Raw genomic sequence first — 22,641 nt, forward strand, 5'->3', positions numbered from 1 at the left:
TGGCCGGCGGGCCTCAGCCGTTGAAGATCGGCATGGAGAAGAAGACGATCATCGCGATCGCCACGCACATCAGGAACCCGACCAATTCCCAGGCCCAGTCGTAGTGGCGATCCCTGCGGCGCCGCGCCTTCTGCGGCCCGACCGGCGCCGGACGTCGTTTCGGCGCGGGCCTGGCCCGCACCGGACGCGGCGCCAGCACGGACGTCTCACGAGCGGACGGCTCGGACGCGGACGGCTCGAACGCGGACGGCTCGCCGGCGGGAGCCTCCTTGCTCAGAGGGTCCTTCTGCAGGTCAGGCAGCCGATAGACCGGCTCGGACGGTGTGGCGGGCGTGGTGGACGGGGTGGGCACGGCGGGTGCGGGCGCGGCGGCCGGTCCCGCGGCGGCCTTCCCGCCGGTCCTGGTACGCGGCCGGAACAGTGGCGCGGCCTCCCGCACCTCGTCCTCCCCCCGCGGCGGCGGCGGGACCGCGCGGGCCGGCCCCTTGTGGACGAGGACGTCCCCGGTCATGTACGGGTCGGGCGCGTCCTTGGGCAGGATCACGTCGCCCGTCGCGAACGGCCCGGGACCGCCGGGATCGGGAGCGGCCATGAAGAACGGTCGTTCCCCCGCCTGCGAGGAGGACGGCCAGGGGCCGCCGAGCGGATCCCTGAGCGGCCTGATGGAGCCCAGCGGGTCGCGCAGCCGATGATGATCGTCGGTGGACTCGCGGAACTTGGGCATCGGGGCGGTGGTCGCGTCGTGCTCCGGCACCTGCGCCGGCGGGGGCGGCGTCAGCAGCTCGGCGGGGAAGATCACCGTGCTGGTGGCGGGGTCCGCCTCGGCCAGTGGCTGCGGCCACCTCGGCGGGCTGGGCCAGCGCGGCTTCACGAACAGCGGCCCAGGAGCCGCGGAACGGGAGCCCGCGAAGTGGATGCGCAGCGCGCCGGGCGGCTGCGGCCACGGCAGGCGGCCGAGCACGTCGTGCAGCGGCGCCACGTGCAGCGCGCCGTAGACGTCCGCCACCGGCTTGGGCACGCGGATCCCGGTCGCCGCCAGTGCCGTGCCGAGCGACTCCCTGAACCGGTTCGCGGCCGCCATCGTGAGCTCGTCGGCGGTGTCGGGTGCGATGTCCAGCACCCACGCGAGCTCGGCCCTGCTCAGCCCGCACACCGCGGACAACACCAGCACCTCGCGCTGGTGGGGCCGCAGCTCGCGCAGGACGCGCTCGACGAGGGCGGTGGCCGGGTCGATGAGCGGGTCGACGGCGGGCGGCGAGTAGACGATGTCCCGCCGGTGGATCTCGCGGCGGGCGAACGCATAGAGGGCTGCGCGGGGCGGCTGGGCGACCGGAACCCCGGTCAGCACGGCCACCAGGACATCGGACGCTGAGCCGAGGTCGCCGAGCTGGTCAGCGCAGTACGCGAACAGCCCGGCGGCATGACGGTCGTAGAGCTCTGCGATCAGTTCGGCGCGGGGGCGCTGATCGGTGAGCGGCTGGGACACGGGCCGATCCTCTTGATGTGGGCCGACGCTGAGGGTGAGGGTGCGCGTCAGGAGATTGTTGTGGTAATCATGCCAACCTGGATGGTCCGGCGCACTACCAGATGCAGATTTCGGGTAAATATCCCTGCTCAGTGAAACGCTTAAGCCCGCCCCGATGGGGACAGAGCGGTCCGGACCGCCGTAGTGTGTGGGTTCAAGAGATCATGCGGCGGTCGTGGCAGGGGGCTGCGACCCCTGCCAGAAGCCCACGGAGCGAGAGTTCGCGCGTGATCACATTCGACGCTGTCACCAAACGTTTCCCGGACGGAACGGTCGCCGTGGACGACCTCACGATGGAGGCTCCCACCGGCGAGATCACCGTGCTCGTCGGGCCCTCGGGCTGCGGCAAGACGACCTCACTCCGGATGATCAACCGCATGGTCGACGCCTCGGAGGGACAGATCCTCCTCGACGGCGTGCCGGTACAGAGCATCGACCCGCCGACCCTGCGTCGCGGCATCGGGTACGTCATCCAGCAGGCCGGCCTGTTCCCGCACCGGAAGATCGTCGACAACATCGCCACCGTCCCCTACCTCCTCGGCTGGGACCGGAAGAAGGCCCGCGACAGGGCCATGGAGCTGCTCGAACGCGTCGGGCTCGACCCGGCGCTGGCCGGCCGCTACCCGTTCCAGCTCTCGGGCGGGCAGCAGCAGCGCGTGGGCGTGGCCAGGGCGCTGGCCGCCGACCCGCCCGTGCTGCTCATGGACGAGCCGTTCAGCGCGGTCGACCCCGTGGTGCGCACGACCCTGCAGGAAGAACTGCTCAGGCTGCAGGACGAGCTGAACAAGACCATCGTGTTCGTCACGCACGACATCGACGAGGCCATCAAGCTCGGCGACCGGGTGGCGGTGCTGCGCGTCGGCGGCCGGCTGGCGCAGCTGGCCGCGCCCAAGACGCTGCTGTCGGAGCCGGCCGACGACTTCGTCCGCGAGTTCCTCGGGCACGACAGGGGGATTAGGCGGCTGCAGTTCATCTCGACGGAGGGGCTGCGCCTGCGTACCGACCTGACGGTCCGGCAGGACGGCGGCGGCTCGTCGCAGGAGCCGTGGCGGCTGGTCGTCGACGAGCAGGGCGGGCCGGTCGGCTGGGTCTCCGGGGCGCGCCCCGACGAGCTGGAGCCGTTCGGGACGTTCCTGTACGGCCGCGACTCGATGCGCTCGGCGCTCGACGCGGCGCTGCTGTCGCCGTCCGGCTGCTCGGTGGCCGTGGACGACGAGGGCAGGGTCGTCGGCGTGGCCACCAGGGAGGCGCTCGACGAGGCGCTGGCGGAGGCCGCAGATGGGTGACGGTCCCCCCTCCCTCTGGGAATGGATCGGGCGCAACTGGGACACCGGCCGGGTGGGCAGCATCAAGGACCTGCTCATCGACCACCTGACCATGTCGCTCGTACCGATCCTTTTCGCGCTGATCGTGGCACTGCCGCTGGGCCTGGCCTGCGTGCGCTGGCGCTGGCTCTACCAGCCCGCCTCCGGCCTGATGAACGTCATCTACGCGCTGCCTTCGCTGCCCGTCTTCATGTTGCTGATCTCGGTGACCGGGCTGTCGCAGACGACAGTGATCATCCCGCTCGCCTTCTACGGCGTGGCCGTGCTGCTTCCGGCCGTGGTCGGCGGGCTGGACTCGGTGCCCGACCACGTGCGCCAGTCGGCGGTCGCGATGGGCTTCTCGCCGCTGCGCCGGCTGCTGGCGGTGGAGCTGCCGATCGCGGTGCCCGTGGTGCTGGCAGGCCTGCGGGTGGTCGCGGTCTCCAGCATCAGCCTGGTCAGCGTGGGCGCGCTGATCGGTCAGGGTGGCCTCGGCGGGCTGTTCACCCGGGCGTACCAGAACCCGTTCATGCCGCCGGTGATCGTCGGCATCGTGCTGATCGTGCTGCTGGCACTGATCGCCGACGGTCTGCTGGTCCTGGCGCAGCGGGTGCTCACCCCCTGGGTACGCGTGCGGAAGGGGGCGGCGTCGTGAACTGGCTGACCTCGTTCTTCGTCTGGATGGCCGAGTTCTTCGGCAACGGCGCCAACTGGTCGGGTCCCGGCGGGATCCCCGTACGGCTGCTGGAGCACCTCGAGTTCTCGGCGCTGGCGCTGCTGCTGGCCGTGCTGGTGGCCGTGCCGCTGGGGCTGGGGATCGGGCACACGGGCCGGGGAGAGGTGCTGGTCGTCGTCTCCGCGAACCTGGCCAGGGCGCTGCCCACGCTGGGGCTGCTGGTGATGTTCGTGCTGCTGCTGGGCACGGCCTCGATCTGGCCGGTGATCATTCCGCTGGTGTTGTTGTCGGTGCCGCCGATCCTGGTCAACACCTTCGAGGGCATCAAAGGGGTCGATCCCGAGCTGCGCGACGCGGCGTACGGGATGGGCCTGCGCGGCGGGCAGGTGCTCGGCCGGGTGCTGGTGCCGGTCGCGCTGCCGCTGATCCTGCTGGGCTGCCGGCTGTCGGCGATCCAGGTCGTGGCCACCACGACGGTCGCGGCCTACACCGGGCTCGGCGGCCTCGGACGCTACGTGATCGACGGTTTCGCGACGAAGGATTACGCGAGCGTCGTCGGGGGTTCTGTACTCATTGTGCTGTTCGCGCTCGTGGTGCAGCTCCTGTTCGCGCTCGCGCAGAGGGTGACGGTCTCGCCGGGGGTGAGCCGGCGAGTGAATGTTCGATAGCCTCCTGTATTACCTCCCGCTTGAGAAGGGAAACACCATGAGACGCATGTTCGGCACCGCGGCGGTGCTCGTGTCAGCGGTCCTCACGCTGGCCGCCTGCGGTGGCGGCGGCAGCACGGGCAACCCGCTCGACACCACGAGCGCGGCCCCCAGCGGTTCGGCCTCGGGCGGGGGCAAGGCCGTCATCGGATCGTTCGACTTCGACGAGAGCGTGCTGCTCGCCTCGATCTACGCCCAGGCCCTCGAGGCCAAGGGTGTGCAGGTCGAGGAGAAGCCGCGCATCGGCAGCCGCGAGGCGGTCTACGACCAGGTCAAGAGCGGCGGCCTGACCATCGTGCCGGAATACAACGGCAATCTGCTCGCCTTCATCGACCAGGCCACCACGGCCGCCACCACCGACGAGGTCAACACCGCGTTGAAGGAGAAGCTGCCGGCCGAGCTGGAGGTGCTCGACTCCTCGCCCGCCGAGGACAAGGACACCCTGTCCGTCACCAAGGACACCCAGACGAAGCAGTCGCTCACCACCATGGAAGACCTCGCCAAGGCCTCCAAGAGCATGATCGTCGGCGGCCCGCCCGAGTTCAAGAAGCGGTGGGAGAAGCGGTTCAAGGACGTCTACGGGGTCGAGTTCAAGGAGTGGAAGCCCACCGGGCCCACCACGGCCGACGCGCTGAAGGACGGCACGATCCAGGTCGGCAACGTCTTCAGCACCGACCCGAAGATCGCCGCCAACAACCTGGTGCCGCTCCAGGACACCAAGAACATCTTCCCGGCCCAGAACGTGACGCCGCTGCTCCACAAGGCGTCCGCCTCCGACACGATCCGCACGACCCTCAACGGCATCTCCGCCAAGCTGACCACGCAGTCGTTGCTGGAGATGATGCAGAAGATCTCCGTCAACAAGGACGAGCCCGCCATGGTGGCCGAGGAATGGCTGACCTCCAACGGCCTCGCCTGACGCCCGCCGCGAGGGCCCCACGAAGCCGGAGGCCCTCGCGGTGAGCGAGTTCACGGAGGCGATGGCGCAACTCGCGGCCGGCGTGGCGGTGGTGACCGTACGCGACGGGCGCGACGACCTGGGCGCCACGATCTCGGCGCTGATGTCCGTCTCGATGGAGCCGCCGCTCATCCTGGTGAGCCTGGGCAGCCGCGGCTACCTGAACGAGGTGCTGCTGCGCCAGGACCGCTGGGCGGCCTCACTGCTGTCGTCGGGTCAGGCGGCCATCGCCAGCCGGTTCGCCACCGCCGGGCGGCCCAGCGCCCGCCTGCTGGTGGCCGGCACACCGCACCACCGGGGGCCGCACACGCAGGCGCTGGTGGTGGAGGGCGGGGTGGCCGCGCTGGAGGCCGAGACCACCAAGGTGGTGCCGGCCGGCGACCACACCCTCTACATCGCCACCGTCCTCGCGATCGACTACGTCGAGCCCGAGCTCCAACCCCTCGTACGACTCCGCGGCCGCTATCGCCCGACAGGCGCGTGACCGCGGGCGTCACGTCACCCGACGGCTCCGCGGCCGCTGCCGCGCCACGGGCGCGTGACGGCGGATGTCACCCCGGCGGGTTCTGCGTCAACCGGGATCAGCGGATCGTGTACCACGCGGGCAGGATGAGCGGACCCGCGGCGGGCAGGCCGAGCTCGGCCGACAGCCGGGCCAGCGGACCCCAGGCGTCCATGCGGATCCTGGCCAGCGCGGCCGACTTGTCCTCGCTCGAGTCGGGGCCGCGCAGGCGCTCCAGCGGGTTGAGCCGGGGGTAGGCGCGCACCGGTGCGTCGTCGGCCAGCCCGGCCCGCCTGCGCGCCAGGGCCAGCGCGTCCTCCAGCCCGCCCAGCTCGTCGACCAGCCCGCTCGCCTGCGCGTCGGCGCCGGTCCACACCCGGCCCCTGGCCAGTTCGTGAGCGCGGTCGCGGGTGAGGTCGCGGCTCGCGGCCACCTTGCTCACGAAGTCGTCGTAGATCCGGTCGAGCCAGGCGTTGATCCGCTCCCACTGCTCGGGGGAGAACCCGCGGGACGTGGCGAACATCCCGGCGTTGGCCCCGCTGCCCACGAGCTCGGTGTTCATCCCGATCTTCTCGAACAGCTCGGCGAGGACGGCCTTGCCGCCGTAGACCCCGATCGAGCCCGTCAGCGTGCCCGGCTGCGCCACGATCACGTCGGCGCCCATCGACACGAAGTAGCCGCCGGAGGCGGCCACGTCGCCCATCGACACGATCACCGGCTTGACCTCGCGCGTCAGCGTCACCTCGCGCCACACCGTGTCGCTGGCGACGTAGGAGCCGCCCGGGCTGTCGACCCGGAACACGACGGCCTTGACGTGCTCGTCGCGCCGGGCCGCCCGGAACGCGGCGCTGATCGTGTCGGAGCCCATCGCCCCGCCCCCGCCCACCGGGCTGCGCCCGCTGCGGCCGGACCTGATCATGCCGTGGCCGTGGACGAGCGCGACCGCGTCGGCCATCGGCTGCGGCAGCTTGCGCACGGCCGCGCTCCTGGCGTAGCGGGAGACGTACAGCAGGTGCGCCTCGGCCCCCGCGGAGCGCTTGACCTCGTCGTAGACCTCGTCGCGGTAGGCCAGCTGGTCGACCAGCCCCGCCTCCAGCGCCTCGGCGGCGGTGAACGGGCCCCGGTCGATCAGCTCGCGCACCTTGGCGGGGTCGAGCCTGCGCCCCTCGGCGATGCCCGCGACCAGGCTCTCGGTGACCGACTCCACGATGCGGCCGATGGACTCGCGGTGGGCTTCGGTCATGTGGTCCTGGGTGAAGGTGTTGGCGGCGGTTTTGTACTCGTGCCGCTGGCCCACTTCGTAGCCGACGCCCAGCTTGGCCAGCGTCCCCTTGACGAAGCGCTGCTCGACCGCCACGCCGGTCAGCCCGACGTCGCCGCTCGGCTGCAGGTAGACGCGCTCGAAGGCGGTGGCCAGGTAGTAGGGCACGGTGCCCCCGCCGAACTCGCCGAACGTCTCCGCGAACGCGACGGCCGGCTTGCCCGAGGCGCGGAAGTGGGTCACCGCCCGGCGCAGCTCCTGCACCATGGCCAGGCCCATCGGGGTGCCCCCGACCTTGACGACCAGCCCTCTGACCCTGGGGTCCTGCCTGGCCCGCCGCAGCCCCGACAGGACGTCGGACAGGCGCGGTTTGCGCATCGACAACACCGCGGCGAGCGGATCCGACGGCGGGCCGTCGGTGAGGCCCTCGGTGAGGTCGAGCTCCAGCACCAGCGGGGCGGTGCGCCGCTGGCGAAGCTTGTCGACGGTTTCGAAGATCGCCTTGCCTGCGTCCATGACAGCCACCCTAAGCGACACGATTCGAAATGCGCTTAGGAGTACACAGCTAAGGTCTATACACCTTAGCTGTACACTTCTACGATGCAGACGATCCCGAAGCCCGCCCAGGTCTTCGACCGCGAGCGCGAATGGGCCGGCCTGGTCAGATTCGCCACCTCTCCCAGTCCCGACGTGCGGCTCGGCATCGTGAGCGGGAGGCGTCGCCAGGGCAAGACCTATCTGCTCGACGCCCTGATCCGGGAGGTCGGCGGATTCTTCTTCGCGGCCACGGACGAGACGGAGACCGAGGCGCTGACTCGCTTCGGCCGGGCTCTGGCAGCGCAGACCGGAGGCGGGCGATACGCGTTCGCCGACTGGGACGAGGCGCTCGAGCGGCTGTTCGCCGTCGTTCCTGACGGGCTCGTGGTGATCGACGAGTTCCCCTATCTGAGCAAGGCCTCCCCCTCCCTGCCCTCACTGATCCAGCACGCCCTTGATCCCCGGGGATACGCGCGGCGGGGAAAGGCGCGGCTGCTGCTGTGCGGCTCGGCGCTGGGTGTGATGGGCCGCCTCTTGGCGGGCAACGCGCCTTTGCGCGGACGGGCGAGCCTCGAACTCGTGGTCAAGCCGCTGGACTACCGGGCCGCCGCCAGGTTCTGGGGGATCGACGACCCGCGACTCGCGGTGCTGGTGCACTCGATCGTGGGCGGCACTCCCGCGTACCGGCGGGAGTTCGTGGCCGGTGACGCCCCCGAGTCGATGGAGGACTTCGACGACTGGGTGGGGCGTACGGTGCTCAACGCGCAGATCCCGCTGTACCGCGAGGCGCGCTACCTGCTGGCGGAGGAGTCGGATATCCGTGACACGGCCATCTATCACGCGGTGCTGGGGGCCATTGCCTCGGGGAACGCCACGCGTGGTGGCATCGCCTCCCACATAGGCCGGAAATCCCCGGATATCGGGCACCCGCTATCGGTCTTGGAAGATTCACAACTGATCGCTCGTGAGGCGGACGCGTTCAGGAAAGGCAGATCCCTCTATCGCATCTGCGAACCTTTGATCGTCTTCTATGAGGCAGTGATGCGGCGCGAATGGGACCGGCTGGAGCGCGGCCAGCCTGAGGCCGCTTGGCGCAACTCCCGTGCCACCTTCCTGTCACAGGTGGTGGGCCCGCACTTCGAAGCCATCTGCCGCGAGTGGACGATGCTCTCGGATGGGGAGATGTTCGGCGAGCTTCCCGGCAGGGTGGCCGCCGGAACCGTGGCGGACCCGCACAATCGCACGCAGATTGAGGTGGACGTGGCGGTTCTCGCCCAGGAGGAGCATGGGCGGCCGCGCCGCGTGCTCTCCCTGGGGGAGGCGAAGTGGGACAAGGTCATGACCACGAGCCACGTGGAGCGGCTGCGGCGCGCCAGGGACCTGCTGGCGGTCAAGGGATACGACACCAGCGGGACGGTGCTGACCTGCTACGGCGGCGCGGGCTTCCAGGAAGGCATGCCGGGAGACGTCCGCCGGGTCGCTCTCGACGACCTGTACGCGTGAGCACCCGGTTACCGCGATAGCTTCGACCTGAACGCATGGCTCAGGGGAAAGGAGCGCGCCGGGGTGCCCGAGGTTCCGATCCGTCTTCTCGGACCGTTCGAGGTGCGGCTGCCGGACCGTACCGTGACGATCGCCTCGAAACGGCAGCGGGCTCTGCTGGCGAGCCTCGCCCTGCCGCCGGGGCGCGTCGTGCCCGTCGACGTCCTGACCGAGCGCATCTGGGGCGCCGACCTGCCGTCGAGCCCTCGCGAGGCCGTGCAGAACAACGTGCACCGGCTCCGGCGGCTGCTCGGGCCGGAGTTCGGCGGGCTGGTGCGCAACGTCGTCGACGGCTACCTTCTGGACGTCGACCCCGATCAGGTGGACGCGTCGCGGTTCGACCGGCTCGTCCGCGCCGCGGAGCAGGCCACGGACGACGAGCCCGGGCGCGCCCGCGAGCTGCTGCGGGCCGCGCTGGAGTTGTGGCGGGGCGAGCCGCTCGGCGACGTCGCGTCCGACTCGCTCGAGCGCGACCACGCGCCCGCGCTGACCGAGCGTTACCTGGCGGCCGTCGAGCGGCGCATCGATCTGGACCTCGCGCTCGGCGACCGCGCGCCGAGCGCGATGATCGCCGAGCTGCGCGTGCTGACCGCGCGTTTCCCCGTGCGCGAGTCGCTCTGGGAGCGGCTGCTGACCGTGCTGATCGCGGACCGGCGGCAGGCCGAGGCGCTGAAGGCGTACGAGTCCGTACGGAACACGCTCGCGCACACCCTCGGCGCGGACCCGTCGGCGCGGCTGCAACGCCTGCACCGGCAGGCGCTGGCGGGAAGCCCCGAACCGGAACGTGTGACGCCGCGGCAGCTGCCGCCGGCGCCGGTCGGTTTCGCCGGTCGGACGGCCGAACTGGCCGCGCTCGACGAACACCTCGACCGCTGGTCCGGCAGCGGGCTCGCCCTGGTGGCGGTCCACGGCGTCGGCGGCGCGGGCAAGACCGCGCTCGCGGTGCACTGGGCCAGGCTCAGGCAGGATCGTTTCTCCGACGGGCAGCTCTACCTCGACCTGCACGGCTACGGCCCTGGCCGGCCGGTCACGGCGGAGGCGGCGCTCGGCCGGCTGCTGCGCGCGATCGGCACGCCGCCGGACCGCGTTCCGAACGACGCGGGGGAGGCCGCGGCGCTGCTGCGCACCCTGCTCGCCGGCCGCCGGATGTTGCTGCTCCTCGACAACGCCCACGACGCCGAGCACGTCCGGCCGCTGCTGCCGGGCTCCCACTGCTTCGTGATCGTGACCAGCCGGAGCGACCTGCGCGGCCTGGCCGCACGCGATGGGGCGCACCGGGTGGCGCTGCGCGAGCTGCCCGACGCCGACGCCATGGCGCTGCTGACGGCGGCGATCCCGCGGCACAGGGCGGAGGCTGAGCCCGGCGCGCTGGCCGAGCTGGCCCTGTTGTGCGGGCGGTTGCCGCTGGCCCTGCGCATCGCCGCCGAGCTGGGATCCCAGCACCCCGACCGTTCCCTCGCCGAGCTGGTGGACGATCTGCGGCAGCGCCGGAGCCCGCTGGACGCCCTGGCCGACAGCGATCCGGGAGCCGACCTGCGTACGGTGTTCTCGTGGTCGTACGACCTGCTTCCGCCGGACCTGGCGCGCGCGTTCACCCACCTCGGCTGCTACCCGGGCAGCGACATCGGGTTGCCGGGCGCGGCGGCGCTGCTGGACGTCGTGCCGGCCGAGGCGCGCGCCCTGCTCGACCGGCTGGCCGCCGTGCACCTGCTGGAAGCGCGCCGGCCGGGGCGCTACCGGCTGCACGACCTGCTCAGGGAATATGCCGCCGAGCGGCTGGCGGCAGACAGGCCCGAGGCGGGCGCGGCGGCGTTGCGCCGGGTGCTCGACTGGTACGTGCGGGCGGCCAACGAGGCGCGGATCGCGCTCGGTTTCTCACGCCCGATCCCGCTCTCGCGCGGCATCGGCGAGAGCGCGGTTCCCCTGCCCGCCCTTCCCGGCAGCGGTGCGGCAACCGAATGGTTCGAGACCGAACGGAGCACGCTCGTCGCCGCCGTCGGCGCCGCCGCCGATCACGACCTGCCGGATCACGGCTGGCAACTGGCTGTCGAGATCCGGGACTTCCTCGACCGGTCACGCTATTTCGCGGACTGGCTGGCGGCCGGCCGGTCCGGCCTGGAGTGCGCGGAGAAGCTCGGCGATCCGCTGGCCGGATACCAGGCCGCGTTCGTGCTCGGCGGCGCTTACTCCAACACCGGCGCTTACGACGAAGCCGACGCGACGCTGCGCGAAGCCCTGCGGCACGCCGAGCGGCTCGGCGACCCCGCGAAGACGTCCCGGGCGCTGAGCGTGCTCGGGCTGGTCTGGCAGCGGGCCGAAGACTTCGACCGCGCGCTCGCCTGCCACCGGCAGGCGGAGATCGCCGCCCGGCCCGCGGCCTCCGCGGTGGTCCGGGCGCACGCGCTGCTCAACTACGGCGCCACCGAAATCCTGGCCGGGCGCTGCGCCGACGCCCTGGGGCACACCCGCGAGGCACTGGAGATCTACCAGGAGCACGGCCTGGAGCTGCAGGAGGCGTGCGCGTTGACCAACCTCGCCGCGGCGTACGAGGGGACCGCCGAATACCCGACGGCCTTGGAACACTGCCAGAAGGCGCTGGTGATCTCCCTGCGGCTGGCCGACGTGAGCGGCCAGGTCGAGTCGCTGACGACCCGGGGCGAGATCCAGCTCGCGATGGGCCGCCCGGATGACGCGCGCGCCTCCTGGGAGGAGGCGCGCGCACTGCTCAGGCCGACCGATCCCAACTACGCCAGGCTCGATCAGCTGCTCAAGGGCCTGGGCTGCTGATCACGCAGCGTGCGCGGCCTCGGGCGGAACGAGTTCCGCGACGTGCGGGTCACGAGCTTTCCTCCTGTATGTGCGGACACGTCGGTTGACGTCGGACCAGCACATCAGGGCTCGCTATCAGATCGCTCTCACCTTCCCGTCGCTACGGAGAGCGGGGGTGGAGCGGGCTGCGGAACGTCCCGACCCCGGCGGGTGGGTGGCGGAAGACGCGCACCCACCCGTCAGCGGTCAGCGGGCGCTCAGTGCGGCCCACACGTCGATGCGGGGCGTGGTGACCTCCGCGCCCGCGCTCTCGTACGCGATCGGCTTGCCGGTGCGCTTCAGCGTCCCCAGCAGCTTGTCCACCGGGGCGTGGCGGCGCTTCTGGTGAAGCAGCGCGAAGGCCCCCGCCACGTGGGGGGCGGCCATCGAGGTGCCGTTGAGCGTCGCGTACGTGTTCCCGGCGATCGCCCCCGTGATGGACACGCCCGGCGCGTAGACGTCGATCAGCGTGCCGCGGTTGGAGAAGGAGGCCACGGCGTCCTGCTTGTCCGTGGCGCCCACGGCGACGGTGTTCGAGACGCACGCCGGCCACGACACCGACGCGTCGAAGCCGTTGTTGCCCGAGGCGACCACCGTGGCGACGCCCTTGGCGTAGAGCTTGTCCACCTCGGCCTTGAAGTCGGCTCCGTCGCCCGTGTCACAGGAGGTGGCGTACTCGCCGCCGCCCAGGCTGAGGTTGACGGAGGCGATGTTGTACTGGTCGGCCAGCAGGTCGACGTACGCCATGCCGGTCAGGATCGACGAGTCGTAGGCCAGGATGCAGACGGGCCGGCCGGAGCAGTACGGCGAGTTGTCGAAGCGGCTGAACACCTGCACCGGCACGATCTGAGCCTTGGGCGCGACGCCGTCGGCGGCGAACTCGGGAGTCCGCTGCCCGGCGGCGATGCCGGCGACGTGCGTGCCGTGGTAGCAGAGGCCGTACTGCGGCTGCGGGGCGTCCTTCATGCAGGCCGTGCTCTCGGCGCCGGCGGCGCCGTCGCCGATCTGGAACTGGCTGCCGTTGGCGCACAGCGGCGTGGAGCCGTCGGCGGAGTCGCCGGCCGAGAAGCACGCCTGGGCCACGATGCGCCCGCCGAAGGCCGGGTGGTCGTTGTCGATGCCGGAGTCCAGGATCGCGACGGCGGTGCCCTTGCCGTTGGCACCTCTCTTGTGCGCCCGGTCGGCGCCGATCAAGGGGATGCTCTCCACCAGTGAGGGCTCGTTGAGCTTGTCCTTGCGGATCGAGACGACCCCGGCCTGCTCGGCGAGCTGCTCGAGTTCCGCGCGGGTACCGCGGTAGACGAAGAAGTCCAGCAGACCGGCCACTTCGGCGGGCGGCTCCGCGAAGACATTCTGCTTGTCCCGCTTGATCCCTTCTGCGCTGGAGAGCAAGGGCTTCACCAGAGCCGGCTGCTGCACGCGGACGATGGCGCGGTGCTCGCCGCTCGCCGTGATCGCAGGATCGATCTTGGTTTCGGGGTCGGCGAGAGCGGGTGTGGCGACGAGCGCGGCCGAGGTGGCGGCCAAGGTGATCGCGCCGGCCAGCAGAGACGACAGTCTCAACTGATCCTCCGGTGGTTCGGGGGGCATTTCTCACCGGAAGTGTAGTAATCGGACAAGTGTTGTCAGAGGGGCGGATGGGTTCTGTTACCCGTTCTTGTTGTGTCCCGTTCCGTGGTGCCCGTTCAGACGCGTGCGGCAGGGGTGGCCCGCTCGGCGTCGATCCTGGCGGTGACCGTCGACGTGCCCCCGGCGTCGTACCGGATGGGCGTGCCCGTGCTCTTCAACCGCTGCAGGCTCTGCGCGACGGTGTTGTTCGCGTACGCCTGCTTCATCAGCGCGAACATCCCGGCCACGTGGGGCGCGGCCATCGAGGTGCCGCTCAGCTCGCCGTACGCGTCGTCGGGAACCGAGGAGTTGATGTCCACCCCGGGCGCGAAGAGGTCCAGCAGGGCCCCCCTGTTGCTGAACGCCGCAGGGGTGTCGTCGTCGCCGGTCGCGCCCACCGTGACGGCGGTGGAGATGCAGGCGGGGGAGGAGACGCTGTTCGGGGAGCCGCTGTTGCCGGCCGCCACCACCGGCGCCACGCCCAGCGCCACGAGCGCGTCGAACTCCGGCTTGACCCCTGCGGCGGCGGGGTCCGCGTCGCACGCCTCGCTGAACAGGTCCCCGCCGGCCATGCTCAGGTTCACCGCCGCGACGTTGTCGGCCCTGGCGACCCGGGCCACGTACTCCAGCGCCAGCTTCTGGTCCGAGGTGTAGCTGAGGAAGCAGGGGGCGCTGCCGCCGCCCGACCCGCAGGTCAGCGGGTTGTCCACGCGGCTGAAGACCTGGATCGCCAGGATGCGCGCCGCGGGGGCGACGCCGTTGGACGGCGCCCCCGCGGTCACGGCGCCCGCCGCGATGCCGGCCACGTGCGTGCCGTGCGAGCAGGCGTTCGACCCGTTGACCAGGCACTGGGCGGTTTCGGCGTCCGCCGAGCCCGGCCCGGTCTGGCTCGGCTGGCTGTTCGGGCAGAGCGAGACGGTGCCGTCGCCGGCGTCGGAGGAGGAGAAGCACGCCTCGTCCACCAGCCGGCCGCGGAAGAACGGGTGGTCACGGTCGATCCCCGTGTCGAGCACGGCGACCGTCGTGCCCCTCCCTGTCCAGCCGGCGGTGTTCGCCCGGTCCGAGCGGATCAGGGCGGTGCTGGCGTCCAGCGTCGGGTGGCGCAGCTCGTCCTTGTAGACGGACTGGACCCTCGCGTCCTTCCTGAGCTTGGCCAGCGTGCGCTGGTCCACCTCGGCGACGAAGAAGTGCGGCGATGACGCCGCCTCCAGGACCCGGCTCCCCTCCGAGGCCTGTTCGAGGTCCTTGGCCACGGCCTCGGCGTTCTGGCCCGGCTTGACCTGGATGATGGAGCGGACCCGGGTCTTCGCCTTGATCTCCGCGACGAGCGCGGGGCTGATGACGGGGTCGTTGGCGTCTTTCGTGTCGGCTTGCAGCGGCGGGGCCGCACACAGCACGGCGCACAGGACGGCCAGCGCGCTCGCGCGGGCCGGCAGAGACCGTAGCCTCACATGTTCCTCCGAAGGTCGGTTTCGTCCTCGAGGCGGGAGCGTTCCGGCTCCTGGCCCGGGTACAGCCGCATACATCCCCCTTGCCACAACGGTGATGTGGGAGATGAAAGCGAGCAGCGCGACCTTGGAGACGTTTTTGCCTCAGGGCGACCCATGGGAAAGGCCGGTCGTAAGAGACCGGCCTTTCCCATGGATCACTTGGCGGACTTGATGACCTTGTTCGCCGCCTTCTTCAGCGCCGCCGCGGACGGCTGCTTGCTGAGCCGCACCTTCTCGGCGGCGGCCAGCGCCGTGGTGCCGTTCGTGCCGTGCGCCCAGTTCAGCCAGGCCGTCAGCAGCGCGCGGTCCAGCTTGGCCTTGCCGGTGCGGGTGTTCTTCAGCACCCGGTACGCCTTGCCGAGCGAGGACGCCTTCGTCAGCTCGGGGAACACCTTGCTCGACTTGCTGATCAGCTTCAGGTAGCAGGTGAGCGTGTCGTCGGGGATCGTTCCGCTGCTGCGGTGGATCTCCACGGCCCACTTCCCGGCCGTCAGCGTCTTGGCCGCCTTGCCCCGCGTGCAGACCGTGACCGCCGGTTTCGCGACCGGGCTCGCGGTGACCGTCACCGTGACCGTCACGGTGGGCAGCGGCACCGGCTCGGGGTCGGGTGCGGGGTCCGGGCCCGGATCCGCCGGGTCGTCGGGCTCGGGGGAGGGGCCGCTGCTGTCGCCGGGGTCGGGCTCGGGATCCTGGTCGGGCGGGGCCACCGGGGTCTGTGAGATCGGCGGCTGCGGAGCCGTCCCGGCGAGTGCCGCCGCCAGGTCGAGGCGCGGCGTGGTGACCTGGGTGCCGCTGGCCTCGTACACGTACGGCCTGCCGGTCGTCTTCAGCTTGTCGACCAGGTCGGCCATCGGGGTCTCAGGGGAGGCCGCCTTCATCAGCGCCAGCGCGCCGGCCACGTGCGGTGTCGCCATGGAGGTGCCGCTGTAGACGGTGGTCGTGTTGTCCGGCACCGACGACTCGATGTCCACGCCGGGCGCGAACAGGTCCAGCAGGGCGCCGCGGTTGGAGAAGTCCGCGATGGCGTCGCCGCCGTCGTTCGCGCCCACGGCCACGGCGCTGGAGATGCAGGCGGGGTACGAAGCCCCTTCGAAGTACTCGTTGCCCGCGGCCACCACGGTGGCGATGCCCTTGGCCAGCAGCGCGTCGATCTTCGGCTTGAAGACCGAGCCTTCCTCGGAGGTGTCGCACGCGCCTTCGTACAACATCCCGCCCAGGCTCAGGTTGACCGCGGCGATCGGCTGGCTCAGCCCGGCCACGTAGTCCATGGCCTGCAGCAACGACGACTCGTAGGCCAGCAGGCACGACGGCTCGCCGCAGAGGTTCTCGTCGTTGACCCGGCTGAACACCTGCACCGCCACGATGCTCGCCCCGGGCGCCACGCCGTTGGTGCCGGCCGCGATGCCCGCCACGTGGGAGCCGTGGTCGCACAGGTTCACGCCGCCGGATAGGCACTTCTCGGTGGTGGCGTCCGCCGCGCCGGGCCCGGTCTGCTGCGTCTGCTGGTTCGGGCAGAGCGTCTCGACGCCGGACTCCACCGCGGAGAAGCAGGCCTCGGCCACGACCCGGCCGTTGTACCACGGGTGGTCGGGGTCGATGCCGGTGTCGAGCACCGCCACCGCCTGGCCGGCGCCGGTGTGGCCCTTCGCGTGCGCCTGGTCGGCGCCGATCAGCGTGAGGTTGGAGCCGACCTGGGTGGGCGTGTACGTCCTGTCACGGCGGATGGAGGCGACCCGCGGGTCCTCGGCCAGCTTGGCCAGCTCCTCCGCGGTGCCGTTCACGACCATGAACGTCTGGCTCTGCGGCTGCAGCACCACGTCCACGCTCTCGGCGGCGGCCTGGGCCGCCACCGGGGCGTTCTCCGCGGGGCCGGTCAGCTCGACGATGGCCCGCGCCGTGCCGCCGTCGACCCCTAAGCCCTCCTCGACCTTGTCCTCGGGCGAGGCCGGGGTGGGGGCCGGGGACTCGGTCGGCGTGTCCGGAGGGGCCTCGGACTCGGCCGGGGGCGGGGACTCGGTCGGGGGCGCCTGGGACTCCGTCACGGTGGGCGACGGGGTGGTCGCCGGATCGTCGGCATGGGCCGGACCGGACAGCGGCAGCAGGGCCAGGGCGATCGAGCATACGATCAGGGGGCGAAGTCGCACGCGTCCTCCGAGAGGGGATGATCTCGGAGTTTATGGTGATTTGCCCGACAGGCACAGGGCTCCCGCCCGCTTTCTCACCGAACTTTCAGCGACCGCCGGTCAACCACCGTGAATCGCCGATCAGCCGCCGTCCGGCGCCTCGTGCGTGAGCCAGACCGCGCCGAGCGGCGGCACCCGCAGCGTCGTCGAGTGCGGCAACCCGTGCCACGGCTCGTCACCCGCCTCCACCATGCCCATGTTCCCCACGCCGCTGCCCCAGTAGTCGTAGGCGTCGGTGTTGACGATCTCCGTCCACTGGCCGCCGTACGGAAGCCCGAGCCGGTAGCTCTCGTGCGGCCCGCCGCTGAAGTTGACCACGCACGCCACCGCGGACCCGTCGGTCCCGTAACGGACGAACGAGAACGTGTTGCCCGAGGCGTCGTCGGCGTCGATCCAGCGGAACCCCTCGGGCAGGTGGTCCTGCTGCCACAGCGCGGGGGTCTCCTTGTAGACGCGGTTGAGGTCGCGTACGAGCCGTTGCACGCCCTGGTGCCCGTCGAACTCCAGCACCCACCAGTCGAGCCCGCGCTCCTCCGACCACTCCGAGCCCTGGCCGAACTCGCCGCCCATGAAAAGCAGCTGCTTGCCCGGATGGGCCCACATGAACGCCAGCAGCGCCCGCAGTTGCGCGAACCGCTGCCACTCGTCGCCGGGCATCTTGCCCAGCAGCGAACCCTTGCCGTGCACGACCTCGTCATGCGACAGCGGCAGCACGTAGTTCTCCGAGTACGCGTACAGCAGCGAGAACGTCATCTGATGGTGGTGGTACTGGCGGAAGACCGGCTCGTGGCGCAGGTATTCGAGCGTGTCGTGCATCCAGCCCATGTTCCACTTGAACCCGAAGCCGAGACCGCCCAGGTGCACCGGGCGCGACACCCCCGGCCAGGCCGTCGACTCCTCGGCCACGGTCGAGATGCCGGGCGCCTCGCGGTAGCACACGGAGTTCATCTCCTTGAGGAAGTCCACCGCGTCGAGGTTCTCCCTGCCGCCGTAGACGTTCGGCGTCCACTCGCCCTCGCGTCGCGAGTAGTCGAGGTAGAGCATCGACGCCACCGCGTCCACCCGCAGCCCGTCGACGTGGAACTCCTTCAGCCAGTAGAGGGCGTTCGCCACCAGGAAGTTCCTGACCTCCCTGCGGCCGAAGTCGAACACGTACGTGCCCCAGTCGGGGTGCTCGCCCCTGGCCGGGTCGGCGTGTTCGTACAGCGGCGTGCCGTCGAAGCGCGCGAGCGCCCAGTCGTCCATGGGGAAGTGGGCCGGCACCCAGTCGAGCAGCACCCCGACGCCGCGCTGGTGCAGCAGGTCCACGAAACGGCGGAAATCGTCAGGCGTGCCGAACCTGGCCGTCGGCGCGTAGTAGGACGTCACCTGGTAGCCCCACGAACCCCCGAACGGGTGCTCGGCCACCGGCAGCAGCTCCACGTGCGTGAAGCCCAGGTCGGACACGTACGCGGAGAGCTGCTCGGCCAGCTCGACGTACGACAGCCCCGGCCGCCACGACCCCAGGTGCACCTCGTAGATGCTCATGGGGCCGTGCTGCGGCTGCCGCTCGCGCCGCTCGGCCATCCACGTGCCGTCCTCCCAGACGTGTTCGGACCTGTCCACCACGGACGCCGTCATCGGCGGCACCTCGGTCCGCCTGGCCATCGGGTCGGCCTTGTCGCGCCACATCCCGTCGGCGCCGAGGATCTGGTACTTGTACCGCTCGCCCACCCCGAGCCCCGGGATGAACAACTCCCACACCCCCGAACGCCCCAGCGAGCGCATCGGGTAGCCGGTGCCGTTCCAGTGGTTGAAGTCGCCGACGACCCTGATGCCGCGCGCATTGGGCGCCCACACCGCGAACGCCGTGCCCTCGACGTCCTCGTGCTCCATCACGCGGGCGCCGAGCACCTCCCAGAGCCGCTCGTGCCGCCCCTCGCCGATGAGGTGCAGGTCCACCTCGCCGAGCGTGGGCCAGTGCCGGTAGGGGTCACGCATCACGTACGGCTCCGCGCCGGCGTACCTGACCCTCAACGCGTAGCCGGGGACCTTGTCGAGTCCGGGGACGGTGACCTCGAACACGCCGTGGGCCTGGTGTTTCATGCTGTGGGCCGTACCGTCGTCGAGCACCACCTCGACCCGCTCGGCCAGCGGCCGCAGGGCGCGGAAGACCGTCCCGCCCGCCACGGGATGCGCGCCCAGCACGGAGTGCGGATCGTGATGCGCCCCGCCCGCCAGGCGGTCGAGCTCTGTCCTCATCGGCATACTCCCCACCTTGCCCCATGATGACCGTCCATCCCAGGCACTGCCCGCTATCACCGAGACAATCACCGAAAGTGCAAAATCCGGGTTCATCCACAAGGCGGAGCTCAGAGTCTTTTCCCGTTCTTAACCCGGCATACCGTCCCCCCGCCGCCGGTCAGGTGGCCTGGGCGGTGAAGTCCCAGCGGGTGTGGCTGAACCCGTCCGGCCTGCGGGCCTCTAGCGGGGGCGGAAGGCGGCCAGGGGGATCGGGAGCCACGAGGGCCGGTTGCGGGCCTCGTAGAGCACCTCGTACACGGCCTTCGACAGCTCGAACGCCCTCAGCAGCACCGCGTCCCCGCGCGTGATCACGCCGCCGCCCTCGGCGTACCCGTCGAGGAACGCGGCCCTGTTGCGGTCGGCCCACTCCTGGGCCCGCGGCTCCAGTGCCTCGGCCTCGGAGTGGCCGGCCAGCAGGTGCCTGGCCGCGTAGTCGAACGAGCGCAACATCCCCGCCACGTCGCGCAGCGGCGACGACAGCGCCCTGCGCTCGGCCAGCGGTTGCCCCGGCTCGCCCTCGAAGTCCAGCACCACCCAGTCCGTCGTGGTGCGCAGCACCTGGCCGAGGTGGTAGTCGCCGTGAACACGCTGCACGGGCACCTCGTTGGACAGTAGCTCCACCTGGTGGTAGGCGTGCTCAATGCCGGTCACATGCCGGCGCAACTCGGGCACCTCGGACACGGCGCGGCCGAGCCGGCGTCGGAAGCCCTCGGCCATGCGCTTGACCTCGTGGGTCTCGATGACGTCCGTGGGGAAGGCGGCGGCCAGCTCGCGGTGCACGCGGGCGGTGGCCGTGCCCAGCCGCAGCGACTCGGCCGCGAAATCCCCTCCGGCCTCGGACGCCGGGACCTCGGGCAGCGAGGCGTAGAGGTCGCGCACGCTGGCCAGGGCGAGGTCCCAGCCGTCGTTCGCGGTGGACAGGAACTCCTGCATGAACGCGAGCGTGGTGCCGGTGCCGTCGAGGTCGGTCTCGATCCACCCGTACGGCTGCGCGATGTGCGGCGCGTTCCTGGCGGCCAGCGCGGTGACGATCTCCAGTTCGGGGTTGACGCCGGGGATGAGACGGCGGAACAGCTTGCAGATGTAGGCGTCGCCGTACACGAGAGAGGTGTTGGACTGCTCGGCGCTCAGCACCACGCTGCGCGGCCCGGTGTCGATGACGGCGCCGGGGACGTGGCGCATGCGCAGGCCGCTGCGTTCCTCGTCGCGGGCCATCCCGTCGAGCAGCCAGTCCGTGCGCTCGGCGTCGTGCACGGCGTCGTAGAGGTAGACGTCGCCGACCGTGCCGATCAGCGCGTGGGCGAGCCGGTCGGGGAGCGCGGGGCGCTCCCCGAGCAGCACCTGGTAACGCTCGCGCGAGCCCTCCTGCCAGACGGCGACGATCAGATGCCGGAGCCCGGGGGTCAGCTCGACGTCCGAGTCGATCGACAGGGTGTCGATCGGGCGCCCCTTGCCACCGAACCAACGCTGGCGGCCGATCCATGCGGCAAGGAGCTCGTCAAGCACGTCCTACTCCTCCTGGATGACGGCCGGCGGGAGAGTGAACCAGTAGAACCCATGCCCGGGAAGCGTCAAAAGATACGGAAGTTCGCCAATTGCCGGGAATGGGACCCCACCCATCGTCTCCACGGGAGCGACGCCGACGAACCTGCGCAGATCGAGCTCGACCGGCTGCGGGAAGCGCGACAGGTTGTTCACGCACAACATGCGGTCGTCGCCCAGCTCGCGTACGAACGCCAGCACGCTGGGGTTGGAGGAGTTGAGCTCGGCGTAACCGCCCAGCCCGAAGACCGGGTGCCGCTTGCGGATCTCGATCATGCGTCTGGTCCAGTGCAGCAGCGAGCCGGCGTTCTTCTGCTGGGCCTCGACGTTGATGGCCTGGTAGCCGTAGATCGGGTCCATGATGACCGGCAGGTAGAGCCGCCCGGGGTCGCAGTCGGAGAAGCCGGCGTTGCGGTCGGGGTCCCACTGCATGGGGGTGCGCACGCCGTCGCGGTCGCCGAGCCAGATGTTGTCGCCCATGCCGATCTCGTCGCCGTAGTAGAGCACCGGGGAGCCCGGCAGCGACAGGAGCAGGGCGGTGAACAGCTCGATCTGGTTGCGGTCGTTCTCCAGCAGGGGGGCCAGGCGGCGGCGGATGCCGACATTCGCCCGCATGCGGGGGTCTTTGGCGTATTCGGTGTACATGTAGTCGCGTTCTTCGTCCGTGACCATTTCGAGCGTGAGCTCGTCATGGTTGCGGAGGAAGATTCCCCATTGGCAATGTTCTGGAATTTTCGGTGTTTGGGCCAGAATTTCGGAAATGGGGTAGCGGGATTCCCGGCGTACGGCCATGAAGATGCGCGGCATCAAGGGGAAGTGGAATGCCATGTGGCATTCGTCCCCGCCGCCCACCGGGTCGCCGAAATACTCCACGACGTCCGACGGCCACTGGTTCGCCTCCGCGAGCAGCACCCGGTCGGGGAAGAGGCGGTCGACCTCCGACCTGATCCGCTTGAGGTACTGGTGGGTCCTCGGGAGGTTCTCGCAGTTGGTGTTCTCCTCCTCGAAGAGGTAGGGGACCGCGTCCAGCCGGAACCCGTCGATGCCCAGGTCCAGCCAGAACCGCAGCACCTCCAGCATCGCGTCCTGCACGGCCGGGTTCTCGTAGTTGAGGTCGGGCTGGTGGTGGAAGAACCGGTGCCAGTAGTACTGGCCGCGCACGGGGTCGTAGGTCCAGTTGGACGTCTCGGTGTCGATGAAGATGATCCGGGCGTCCTGGTACTTCTCGTCGGTGTCGGACCACACGTAGAAGTCGCCGAACGGGCCCTCGGGGTCGTGCCGCGACGCCTGGAACCAGGGGTGGGCGTCGCTGGTGTGGTTCATGACGAGGTCGGCGATGACGCGCATGCCGCGTTTGTGTGCCTCGTCCACGAGCTTCACGAAGTCTCCCAGGTCCCCGAACTCGGGCAGGATCTTCATGAAGTCGGCGATGTCGTAGCCGCCGTCACGCAGCGGCGACTCGTACAGCGGCAGCAGCCACAGGCAGTCGACGCCGAGCCACTGCAGATAGTCGAGCCGGCTGATGAGCCCTCGCACGTCGCCGGTCCCGTCGCCGTTGGAGTCGGCGAAACCCCTGATCAGGACCTCGTAGAAGACCGCGCGTTTGTACCAGTAGGGGTCGCGCGGCTTCTCTTCGTCAAAGGTGTTGGGAATGGGTGTGATGCTCATGAGCGGCCTCGCGGGGTGCTCATGAGGGAGGTGCTGTCACACAAGTT

General features: G+C 70.6%; 15 protein-coding genes. 7 read left to right on the plus strand and 8 right to left on the minus strand.

Annotated elements, in window-relative coordinates:
- Positions 1-13: 13 nt before the first annotated feature.
- Positions 14-1,486 carry a sigma factor-like helix-turn-helix DNA-binding protein gene (locus tag ABGA98_RS12570; RefSeq protein ID WP_347618416.1) on the minus strand — a complete coding sequence of 491 codons (1,473 nt, stop codon included), beginning with the start codon at positions 1,484-1,486 and terminating at the stop codon, positions 14-16.
- Between the two features lie 266 nt (positions 1,487-1,752).
- Here ABGA98_RS12570 and ABGA98_RS12575 point away from each other — a divergent pair, with 266 nt between their 5' ends.
- The 5 genes from ABGA98_RS12575 to ABGA98_RS12595 are packed head-to-tail and all read left to right on the plus strand — an operon-like array spanning position 1,753 to position 5,654.
- Positions 1,753-2,811 carry an ABC transporter ATP-binding protein gene (locus tag ABGA98_RS12575; RefSeq protein ID WP_347618417.1) on the plus strand — a complete coding sequence of 353 codons (1,059 nt, stop codon included), beginning with the start codon at positions 1,753-1,755 and terminating at the stop codon, positions 2,809-2,811.
- The gene (locus ABGA98_RS12580; protein WP_347618418.1) at positions 2,804-3,484 is read left to right on the plus strand and encodes an ABC transporter permease subunit; all 681 of its coding nucleotides are present in this window, start codon (positions 2,804-2,806) and stop codon (positions 3,482-3,484) included. The genes ABGA98_RS12575 and ABGA98_RS12580 overlap by 8 nt, the downstream gene beginning before the upstream one ends.
- Positions 3,481-4,173, plus strand: coding sequence for an ABC transporter permease (locus ABGA98_RS12585; RefSeq protein WP_347618419.1), 693 nt, complete (start codon positions 3,481-3,483; stop codon positions 4,171-4,173). The genes ABGA98_RS12580 and ABGA98_RS12585 overlap by 4 nt, the downstream gene beginning before the upstream one ends.
- 37 nt (positions 4,174-4,210) lie before the next feature.
- On the plus strand, positions 4,211-5,131 hold the full coding sequence (locus ABGA98_RS12590; RefSeq protein WP_347618420.1) for an ABC transporter substrate-binding protein: 921 nt from the start codon (positions 4,211-4,213) through the stop codon (positions 5,129-5,131).
- A 40-nt stretch (positions 5,132-5,171) separates the two neighbouring features.
- A complete protein-coding gene (locus tag ABGA98_RS12595; protein ID WP_347618421.1) occupies positions 5,172-5,654 on the plus strand; it encodes a flavin reductase family protein in 483 nt (160 codons plus the stop codon).
- A 97-nt stretch (positions 5,655-5,751) separates the two neighbouring features.
- Here the strand turns inward: ABGA98_RS12595 and sppA are convergent, their stop codons facing one another.
- Positions 5,752-7,470 carry a signal peptide peptidase SppA gene (gene sppA / locus ABGA98_RS12600; RefSeq protein WP_347618422.1) on the minus strand — a complete coding sequence of 573 codons (1,719 nt, stop codon included), beginning with the start codon at positions 7,468-7,470 and terminating at the stop codon, positions 5,752-5,754.
- 63 nt (positions 7,471-7,533) lie between these two features.
- Between sppA and ABGA98_RS12605 the strand changes: the two genes are divergently transcribed.
- Positions 7,534-8,973, plus strand: a complete 1,440-nt coding sequence (locus ABGA98_RS12605) for an ATP-binding protein (RefSeq protein WP_347618423.1) — start codon at positions 7,534-7,536, stop codon at positions 8,971-8,973.
- Between the two features lie 63 nt (positions 8,974-9,036).
- On the plus strand, positions 9,037-11,799 hold the full coding sequence (locus ABGA98_RS12610) for a BTAD domain-containing putative transcriptional regulator (RefSeq protein WP_347618424.1): 2,763 nt from the start codon (positions 9,037-9,039) through the stop codon (positions 11,797-11,799).
- Positions 11,800-12,027: 228 nt separating this feature from the next.
- Here the strand turns inward: ABGA98_RS12610 and ABGA98_RS12615 are convergent, their stop codons facing one another.
- The 6 genes from ABGA98_RS12615 to treS form a co-directional block, all read right to left on the minus strand.
- Positions 12,028-13,383: a S8 family serine peptidase gene (locus tag ABGA98_RS12615; protein WP_347618425.1), complete on the minus strand. Its 1,356-nt coding sequence runs from the start codon at positions 13,381-13,383 to the stop codon at positions 12,028-12,030.
- 122 nt (positions 13,384-13,505) lie between these two features.
- Positions 13,506-14,879: a S8 family serine peptidase gene (locus tag ABGA98_RS12620; protein WP_347618426.1), complete on the minus strand. Its 1,374-nt coding sequence runs from the start codon at positions 14,877-14,879 to the stop codon at positions 13,506-13,508.
- A gap of 194 nt (positions 14,880-15,073) precedes the next feature.
- Positions 15,074-17,062, minus strand: a complete 1,989-nt coding sequence (locus tag ABGA98_RS12625; protein ID WP_347618427.1) for a S8 family serine peptidase — start codon at positions 17,060-17,062, stop codon at positions 15,074-15,076.
- A 120-nt stretch (positions 17,063-17,182) separates the two neighbouring features.
- Positions 17,183-19,342, minus strand: a complete 2,160-nt coding sequence (gene glgB, locus ABGA98_RS12630) for a 1,4-alpha-glucan branching protein GlgB (protein WP_347618860.1) — start codon at positions 19,340-19,342, stop codon at positions 17,183-17,185.
- 222 nt (positions 19,343-19,564) lie between these two features.
- Positions 19,565-20,890 carry a phosphotransferase gene (locus ABGA98_RS12635; protein ID WP_347618428.1) on the minus strand — a complete coding sequence of 442 codons (1,326 nt, stop codon included), beginning with the start codon at positions 20,888-20,890 and terminating at the stop codon, positions 19,565-19,567.
- A gap of 3 nt (positions 20,891-20,893) precedes the next feature.
- Complete coding sequence (gene treS / locus ABGA98_RS12640) at positions 20,894-22,594, minus strand: maltose alpha-D-glucosyltransferase (RefSeq protein WP_347618429.1); 1,701 nt, start codon at positions 22,592-22,594, stop codon at positions 20,894-20,896.
- Positions 22,595-22,641: the final 47 nt, after the last annotated feature.

It is taken from the genome of Nonomuraea sp. B1E8 (assembly GCF_039871515.1).
Lineage (GTDB): Bacteria > Actinomycetota > Actinomycetes > Streptosporangiales > Streptosporangiaceae > Nonomuraea.

Coding starts and splice junctions, on each gene's coding strand:
- treS (WP_347618429.1), bottom strand. CDS start 22,594: ATGAGCATCACACCCATTCCCAACACCTTTGACGAAGAGAAGCCGCGC.
- glgB (WP_347618860.1), bottom strand. CDS start 19,342: ATGAGGACAGAGCTCGACCGCCTGGCGGGCGGGGCGCATCACGATCCG.
- ABGA98_RS12580 (WP_347618418.1), top strand. CDS start 2,804: ATGGGTGACGGTCCCCCCTCCCTCTGGGAATGGATCGGGCGCAACTGG.
- ABGA98_RS12605 (WP_347618423.1), top strand. CDS start 7,534: ATGCAGACGATCCCGAAGCCCGCCCAGGTCTTCGACCGCGAGCGCGAA.
- ABGA98_RS12590 (WP_347618420.1), top strand. CDS start 4,211: ATGAGACGCATGTTCGGCACCGCGGCGGTGCTCGTGTCAGCGGTCCTC.